This is a genomic window from Streptomyces capparidis (genome assembly GCF_054782095.1).
This window is the reverse complement of sequence record NZ_BAAGTD010000074.1, coordinates 20,540-28,037: the sequence shown is the minus strand read 5'-3', so window position 1 is coordinate 28,037 and position 7,498 is coordinate 20,540. Positions and strand designations below refer to the sequence as shown.

The following is a 7,498-nucleotide window of genomic DNA, read 5'->3' as shown; positions in this document are numbered from 1 at the left end:
GCACCTGGCGGTCACCGCCGCCGCGGCGGGCGCGCTGGCCTGCGCCGCGGCCCGGCGCACCGCCGCCGCGGCCGTCTGCGCCGGCCTGTGGCTCGCCGGCACCGCCGAGTTCACCTGGGCGCGGGTGCGGCCGGGCCCGCGCACCCGCGAGGAGATCACCACCATGGCCCTGACCAGCGCGGCCATCCCGCCCGCCGCCGTGTGGCACGTCGCCCGCGGCCTGCTGGCGCACCGCCGCGCCCGGCCGTGGCGCACCCGCCCGCTGCTGACGATCCGCACCGTCCGGCTGCGGGAGCGGACCGCGAGCCCGGTGCCCTGACCGGCCCGCCGCGTCCCGCGGCCACCGCCGCGGGCACCGCAGCAAGGACCGCAGAAGCGAGTGAGCGACACGCGAGGGAACGTGATGGGAGCGCGACCGACGATGGTGAACGCAGCCGAGGCGACCCGGGCCGACACCGGGCCGCCGACGCCCCCGATGTGGATCCGCTCGCGGCCACCGGGCCCGCTGCCCGCGGGCCCGGTGCAGGCCGTGCTGTTCGACCGCGACGGCACCCTCGTGGAGGACGTCCCGTACAACGGCGACCCCCGCCGCGTCACCCCCGCGCCGCACGCCCGCGCCGCCCTGGACGCGCTGCGCGGGCGCGGCATCCCCGTCGGCGTGGTCAGCAACCAGTCCGGGGTGGCCCGCGGCCTGCTCACCCGGGAGCGGGTCGCGGCCGTGGAGGAGCGGGTCGAGGAGCTGCTCGGCCCCTTCGCCGTGTGGGCGGTGTGCCCGCACGGCCCGCGCGACGGCTGCGACTGCCGCAAGCCCGCCCCCGGCCTGGTGCTGGCCGGGGCCCGCCGCCTGGGCGCGGACCCGCGCCGGGTGGCCGTGGTCGGCGACATCGGCGCCGACGTGGCCGCGGCCCGCGCCGCGGGCGCCCGCGGCGTCCTGGTGCCCACGCCCGTCACCCGCCCCGAGGAGGTCGCCGCGGCCGGCGAGGTCGCCCGCGACCTGGCCGAGGCGGTGCGGCTGCTGCTGGGCGCGGCCCCGCGGCAAGGGGCGCACGCGCCGGTGGGGCGCGGCCGATGAGGGCGTTGGTCGTACGACTGGACAGCGCCGGCGACGTGCTGCTCGCCGGCCCCGCGGTGCGCGCCGTGGCCGCCTCCGGGGCCCGCGTCACCCTGCTGTGCGGCCCCCAGGGCGCGGCGGCCGGGCACCTGCTGCCCGGCGTGGCGGAGGTCCTGGTGTGGGACGCCCCCTGGGTCGGGTTCGAGCCGCCGCCGCTGCGCGAGGCCGACGTGTGGGACCTGGTGGGCACCCTGGCCGCCCGCAGGTTCCGGCACGCGCTGGTCCTCGCCTCCCACCACCAGAGCCCGCTGCCCGCGGCGCTGCTGCTGCGCCTGGCCGGGGTCGGCCGGATCGCCGCCGACAGCGAGCACTACCCCGGGTCCCTGCTCGACCTGCGGCACCGCCGCCGCCCCGGCCGCCACGAGGCCGAGGCCGCGCTCGATCTCGCCGTCGCCGCCGGGTTCGCCCTCCCGCCCGGCGACGACGGCGGCCTGGCCGTGCTGCCGCCCCCGGACGTGCGCCCGCTGACCGGCGACGAGCCCTACGTGGTCGTCCACCCCGGCGCGCAGGTCCCCGCGCGCGCCCCGGGGCCGGCGCGGGCCGCCTCCGCCGTGCGGGCGCTGGCCGCCGCCGGGCACCGCGTCGTGGTCACCGGCGGCCCCGGCGAGCGCGCCCTGACCGCGCGCGTCGCGGGCGGGCACGCGGTGGACCTGGGCGGGCGCACCGACCTGGCCGCCCTGTCCGGGGTGCTGGCCCGCGCGAGCGCCGTCGTCGCCGGAAACACCGGGCCCGCGCACCTGGCCGCCGCCGTGGGCACGCCGGTGGTGTGCCTGTTCGCGCCCGTCGTCCCGGCCGAGCGGTGGCGCCCCCACGGCGTGCCGCACGCCCTGCTGGGCAGGCAGGACGCCCCGTGCGCGGGCAGCGGGGCGCGGGTGTGCCCGGTGCCGGGGCACCCCTGCCTGGACTCGGTCACCGACGAGGAGATCACCGCCGCCGTGGCGTCGCTGACCGCCTCCGCGCCCGGCCGCCCCCGCACCAGGACCCCACGACGAGAGGTGACCGCGTGAACATCCTGCTGTGGCACGTCCACGGCTCCTGGACCACCGCGTTCGTCCAGGGACCGCACACCTACCTGGTCCCGGTCACCCCCGACCGGGGCCCGGACGGGCTCGGCCGCGCCCGCACCTGGGACTGGCCGGAGTCGGTGCGCGAACTCACCCCCGAGCAACTGCGCGACGCCCCCGTGGACCTGGTGGTCCTGCAACGCCCGCACGAGGAGGAGCTCGCCCAGAGGTGGCTGGGCCGCCGCCCCGGGCGGGAGGTGCCCGCGGTCTGGCTGGAGCACAACGCGCCCCACGGCGCCGTCCCGGACACCCGCCACCCCGCGGCGGACCGCGACGACCTGGTGCTCGTCCACGTCACCCACTTCAACCGGCTGTTCTGGGACAGCGGCCGCACCCGCGCCGAGGTGATCGAGCACGGCGTCGTCGATCCCGGCCACCGGTACACCGGGCGGCTGGAGCGCGCCGCCGTCGTCGTCAACGAGCCGGTGCGCCGCGGCCGCACCACCGGCACCGACCTGCTGCCGCGGCTCGCCCGCGCCGCCCCGCTGGACGTGTTCGGCATGGGCACCGAGGGCCTGGCCGCGCACCTGGGCCTGCCGCCGGAGCGCTGCCGCACGGCCGACCTGCCGCAGGCGGCCCTGCACACCGCGCTCGCCGAGCGCCGCGTGTACCTGCACCCGGTCCGCTGGACCTCGCTCGGCCTGTCCCTGCTGGAGGCCATGCACCTGGGCATGCCCGTCGTGGCGCTGGCCACCACCGAGGCGGCGCGGGCCGTGCCCGAGGGCGCGGGCGTGGTCTCCACCGGGCCCGACGAACTCGCCGAGGCCGTCCGCCGCTACCTGGCGGACCCCGGCGCGGCGGCCGCCGACGGGCTGCGCGCCCGCCGCGCCGCGCTGGAGCGCTACGGACTGAAGCGGTTCCTGGCCGACTGGAACCGCCTGATCGAAGAGGTGACCCGGTGAAGACGCCGCTGAAGATCTCCCTGGTGTCCGAGCACGCCAGCCCCCTCGCCGTCCTGGGCGGAGTGGACGCGGGCGGACAGAACGTGCACGTCGCGGCGCTCGCGTCGGCCCTGGCCGACCGCGGCCACCAGGTGACCGTGCACACCCGCGCGGACGCGCCCGATCTGCCCCGTGACGTGCGGCTGCGCCCCGGCGTCACCGTCCACCACGTGCCCGCGGGACCGCCCCGGGACCTGCCCAAGGACGCGCTGCTGCCGCACATGAACGCCTTCGGCGAGCACCTGGCGCGGCAGTGGCTCCACGACCCCCCCGACGTGGTGCACGCCCACTTCTGGATGTCCGGCCTGGCGGCCCTGCGCGGCGCCCGCGACCTCGGCGTGCCGGTGGTGCAGACCTACCACGCGCTGGGCACCGTCAAGCGGCGCCACCAGGGCGGCGCCGACACCAGCCCGCCGCGCCGCGTCGCCGCCGAGACCGCGGTCGGCCGCGCGGTCGCCCGGATCATCGCCACCTGCCGCGACGAGGTCCGCGAGCTGCGCGCCATGGGCCTGCCGTCGGTGCACACCCGGATCGTGCCGTGCGGGGTGGACACCGGCCGGTTCACCCCGCACGGGCCCGCGGCGCCCCGCGACGAGCGGCCCCGGCTGCTCCAGGTGGGCCGCCTGGTGCCCCGCAAGGGCGCGGACGTGGCCATCGCCGCGCTCACCCGGATCCCCGACGCCGAGCTGGTCGTCGCCGGCGGCCCCCCGGCCGGCGGGCTGGACGACGACCCGGAGGCCAGGCGGCTGACCAAGCTCGCCGCCGACGCCGGGGTCGGCGACCGGGTGGCCCTCCTCGGCGGGGTGGCGCCCGAGCGCATGCCCGCCCTGCTGCGCAGCGTCGACGTGGTGCTGTGCCCGCCGCGGTACGAGCCGTTCGGCATCGTGCCGCTGGAGGCCATGGCCTGCGGGGTGCCGGTGGTGGCCAGCGCCGTCGGCGGGCACCTGGACACCGTCGCCGACGGCGTCACCGGGCGGCTGTTCCCCGCAGGGGACCACGAGGCGCTGGCCGCGGCGGTGAACGCCCTGCTCGCCGACCCCGCGCTGCGCGAGCGGTACGGCGCGGCCGGGCGGCGCCGGGTGCGGGCCAGGTACGGCTGGGACCGGGTGGCCGCGGCCACCGAGGCCGTCTACGCCGAGGCCCTGCGCACCCGGGCGCTGCCGCAGGCGGCCCGGCGGCGGGCGGCGCCGGTGACGGCGACCGGGGCGGGGGCGGCGTGAGGCGGGGAGGACGCGAGCGAGGAGGCGGTGAGCGAGACGTGAGCACGCCGGACGGATCCACCCTGAAGCGGGCCGAGGACCACTGCCGGGCCCTGGAGGCGGCCCTGGCCCGGATGCGGGCGCGCCAACTGCCGCGCCTCACCCGCTGGGGCGAGGCCCTGGCCGGGCTGCTGCCCCTGGGCGGGCGGCTGCTGGCGGCGGGCAACGGCGGCAGCGCCGCGCAGGCGCAGCACCTGACCGCCGAGCTCGTCGGCCGCTACGGGCCCGACCGGCCCGCCTACTCGGCGATCTCCCTGCACGCGGAGACCTCCAGCCTGACGGCCATAGGCAACGACTACGGCTTCGACGAGACCTACGCCCGCCAGGTCGCCGCGCACGGCCGCCCCGGCGACGTGCTGCTGCTGATGTCCACCTCGGGCCGCAGCCGCAACCTGCTGCGCGCGGCCGAGACCGCCCGCGCCACCGGGCTGACCGTGTGGGCCATGACCGGGCCGCGCCCCAACCCGCTGGCCGCGCACGCCGACGACGCGCTGTGCGTGGACGCCTCCGGCGGCGGCCCGGTGCCCACCGCCACCGTGCAGGAGGCCCACCTGGTGGCGCTGCACCTGGTGTGCGAGGCGTTCGACGCGGCGCTCGCCGTGCCGTGCGCCCCCGTCCTCACCGTCCGATCCCTCACGGAGCACGCATGAACGGCAGCGACCGCCCCCTGGTCGTGGTCGGCGACGCCCTGCTGGACCGCGACATCGACGGCGAGGCCACCCGCCTCGCCCCCGACGCCCCCGCCCCCGTGGTCGAGGCCGCGGGCGAGCGCGCCCGCCCCGGCGGCGCCGCGCTCGCCGCCTGCCTGGCCGCCCGCGGCGGCCGCGACGTGGTGCTGGTCACCGCGCTCGGCGACGGCGAGGCCGACCGCGAGCTGCGCGCCCGCCTCGAGGGGCGGGTGCGGCTCGCCGCGTTCCCGCTCGCCGGCACCGTCCCGGTCAAGACCCGGGTGCGCGCCGGCGGCCGGCCCCTGGTGCGCGTGGACCGCGGCGGCGGCACCCCCGGCGCGCCGGGCCGGGAGGCGCTCGCCGCGCTCCGGGACGCCGAGGCGGTGCTGGTCGCCGACTACGGCGGCGGCGTCGCCGAGGCGCTGCGCCCCCGGTTGGCCGCCGCCGCCCGGCGCGGCCCCCTCACCTGGGACCCGCACCCCCGCGGCGGCCCCCCGGTGCCCGGCGCCCGCCTGGTCACCCCCAACGCCGCCGAGGCCGAGCACTTCGCCGCGGCGCTCACCGGCCCGGACGGGCCCCTGCCCGGCGGCGACGGCATGCGCGCCCACGCCGCCCGCGCCGCCGCCCTGACCCGGCACTGGCGGGCCGTCGCCGTCGCCGTCACCCTCGCCGGGCGCGGCGCCCTGCTCAGCCGGGGCACCGCGGGGCCCATGCTGCTGCCCGCCCCGCACACCTGCGACGGCGACCCGTGCGGCGCGGGGGACTGCTTCGCCGCCGCCGCGGCCTGCGCCCTCGCCGACGGGGCGCTGCCCGAGGAGGCCGTGCAGCGGGCCGTGGCCGCCGCCACCGCCTTCGTCGCCCGCGGTGACTACGCGCCCGACGCGCCCGACGCCGCCGGGCCGGGCACCGGGGGGCCCCGCCGCGACCCGTTCGCGCTCGCCGGGGCGGTGCGCGCCCGCGGCGGCACCGTGGTGGCCACCGGCGGCTGCTTCGACCTGCTGCACGCCGGGCACGTGGGCCTGCTGGAGTCCGCCCGCCGGGTCGGGGACTGCCTGATCGTGTGCCTGAACTCGGACGCCTCCGTCACCCGGCTCAAGGGCCCGGGGCGGCCCCTGGTCCCGGCCGCGGACCGGGCGCGGGTGCTGACCGGGCTCGGCTGCGTGGACGCCGTCGCCGTCTTCGACGAGGACACCCCCGAGCGGGTGCTGCGCGGGCTGCGCCCCCACGTGTGGGTCAAGGGCGGCGACTACACCGCCGACGCCCTGCCCGAGGCCGCGGCCCTCGCCTCCTGGGGCGGGCAGGCCCTGGTTCTGCCCTACCTGGACGGCCGCTCCACCACCGACCTGGCCCGGCGCGCCGCACGGGCCCAGCGGGCGGTCGCGCCCCCGGCGGCGGAGGTGGCCGGATGACCGCCCACGACACCCCGCGCCTGCTGGTGCTGCGCGCCCTCGGGCTCGGCGACCTGCTCACCGCCGTGCCCGCGCTGCGCGGCCTGCGCCGCCGCTTCCCCGGCCACGAGATCGTCCTCGCCGCCCCGGCCCGGCTCGCCGAGGCCGCCGCCGCCACCGGCGCCGTGGACCGGCTGCTGCCCGCCGCCGCCCCGGGCCGCGCCGTCCCCGCCGAGCTGCCGTGGACCGGGCCGCCGCCGCGCGTCGCCGTGGACCTGCACGGCAACGGCCCGGCCAGCCGCCTGCCGCTGCTCGCCCTGCGCCCCGCCGCCCTGCTGGCCTACACCCGCCCCGGCGCGCCCGGACCCGCCTGGCGGGACGACGAGCACGAACGCGACCGTTGGTGCCGCCTGGTCAACTGGTACGGCGCCGACGCCGACCCGGACGACCTGCGCCTGCCCGCCCCGCCCGCGGCCTCGCCCGCCCCCGGCGCCGTCGTGCTGCACCCCGGCGCCGACGCGGGCGCCCGCCGCTGGCCCGCCGAGCGGTTCGCCGCCGTCGCCCGCGCCCTGCACGGCCGCGGGCAGCGGGTGGTGCTCACCGCGGGCGCGGGGGAGGGGCCGCTCGCGCACCGGGTCGCCGAGCTCGCCGGGCTGCCCCGCGGCGGCGTCCTCGGCGGCGGGCGCGACCTGCCGTTCGGCGAGCTGGCCGCGCTCGTCGCCGCCGCCCGCGCCGTCGTGTCCGGCGACACCGGGCTCGCCCACCTGGCCACCGCGCTCGGCACGCCGTCCGTGGTGCTGTTCGGCCCCGTCGCCCCCTCGCTGTGGGGCCCGCCGCCCGCGGCGCGGCACCGCGTCCTGTGGCACCCCGACCCCGGCGACGACCGCCCGCGGCCCGGCGACGCCCACGGCCCCGTCCCCGACGAGCGGCTGCTGCGCATCACCCCGGGCGAGGTCCTGGACGCGCTCGCCGCCCTGCCCGCGCCCCCGCCCCCCGCGCCGCGCCCCGGCCGGGAGCCCGCCCTGGCCCCCGCACTCCCCTGACACCCCGCCCTCCCCCCATGGAGA

General features: G+C 80.7%; 7 protein-coding genes and 1 pseudogene. All 8 read left to right on the top strand.

Annotated features, from left to right (window positions below; translation table 11 throughout):
- Positions 1 to 319 (top strand): annotated as a pseudogene (locus ACYVO2_RS34780) (transferase); the annotation flags it as partial.
- 102 nt (positions 320 to 421) lie between these two features.
- Positions 422 to 1,072, top strand: coding sequence for a D-glycero-alpha-D-manno-heptose-1,7-bisphosphate 7-phosphatase (locus ACYVO2_RS34775; RefSeq protein WP_461012102.1), 651 nt, complete (start codon positions 422 to 424; stop codon positions 1,070 to 1,072).
- Complete coding sequence (locus tag ACYVO2_RS34770) at positions 1,069 to 2,118, top strand: glycosyltransferase family 9 protein (protein ID WP_461012101.1); 1,050 nt, start codon at positions 1,069 to 1,071, stop codon at positions 2,116 to 2,118. Before ACYVO2_RS34775 ends, ACYVO2_RS34770 begins: the two co-directional genes overlap by 4 nt.
- A complete protein-coding gene (locus tag ACYVO2_RS34765) occupies positions 2,115 to 3,077 on the top strand; it encodes a glycosyltransferase (protein ID WP_461012100.1) in 963 nt (320 codons plus the stop codon). Before ACYVO2_RS34770 ends, ACYVO2_RS34765 begins: the two co-directional genes overlap by 4 nt.
- On the top strand, positions 3,074 to 4,336 hold the full coding sequence (locus ACYVO2_RS34760; protein WP_461012099.1) for a glycosyltransferase: 1,263 nt from the start codon (positions 3,074 to 3,076) through the stop codon (positions 4,334 to 4,336). The genes ACYVO2_RS34765 and ACYVO2_RS34760 overlap by 4 nt, the downstream gene beginning before the upstream one ends.
- Before the next feature lie 38 nt (positions 4,337 to 4,374).
- Complete coding sequence (locus ACYVO2_RS34755) at positions 4,375 to 5,025, top strand: D-sedoheptulose-7-phosphate isomerase (protein ID WP_461012098.1); 651 nt, start codon at positions 4,375 to 4,377, stop codon at positions 5,023 to 5,025.
- Entirely contained in the window at positions 5,022 to 6,452 is a 1,431-nt protein-coding gene (locus tag ACYVO2_RS34750) for a PfkB family carbohydrate kinase (protein WP_461012097.1), read from the top strand. Before ACYVO2_RS34755 ends, ACYVO2_RS34750 begins: the two co-directional genes overlap by 4 nt.
- Positions 6,449 to 7,474, top strand: a complete 1,026-nt coding sequence (locus ACYVO2_RS34745) for a glycosyltransferase family 9 protein (RefSeq protein WP_461012096.1) — start codon at positions 6,449 to 6,451, stop codon at positions 7,472 to 7,474. The genes ACYVO2_RS34750 and ACYVO2_RS34745 overlap by 4 nt, the downstream gene beginning before the upstream one ends.
- The last annotated feature ends 24 nt before the right edge of the window (positions 7,475 to 7,498 follow it).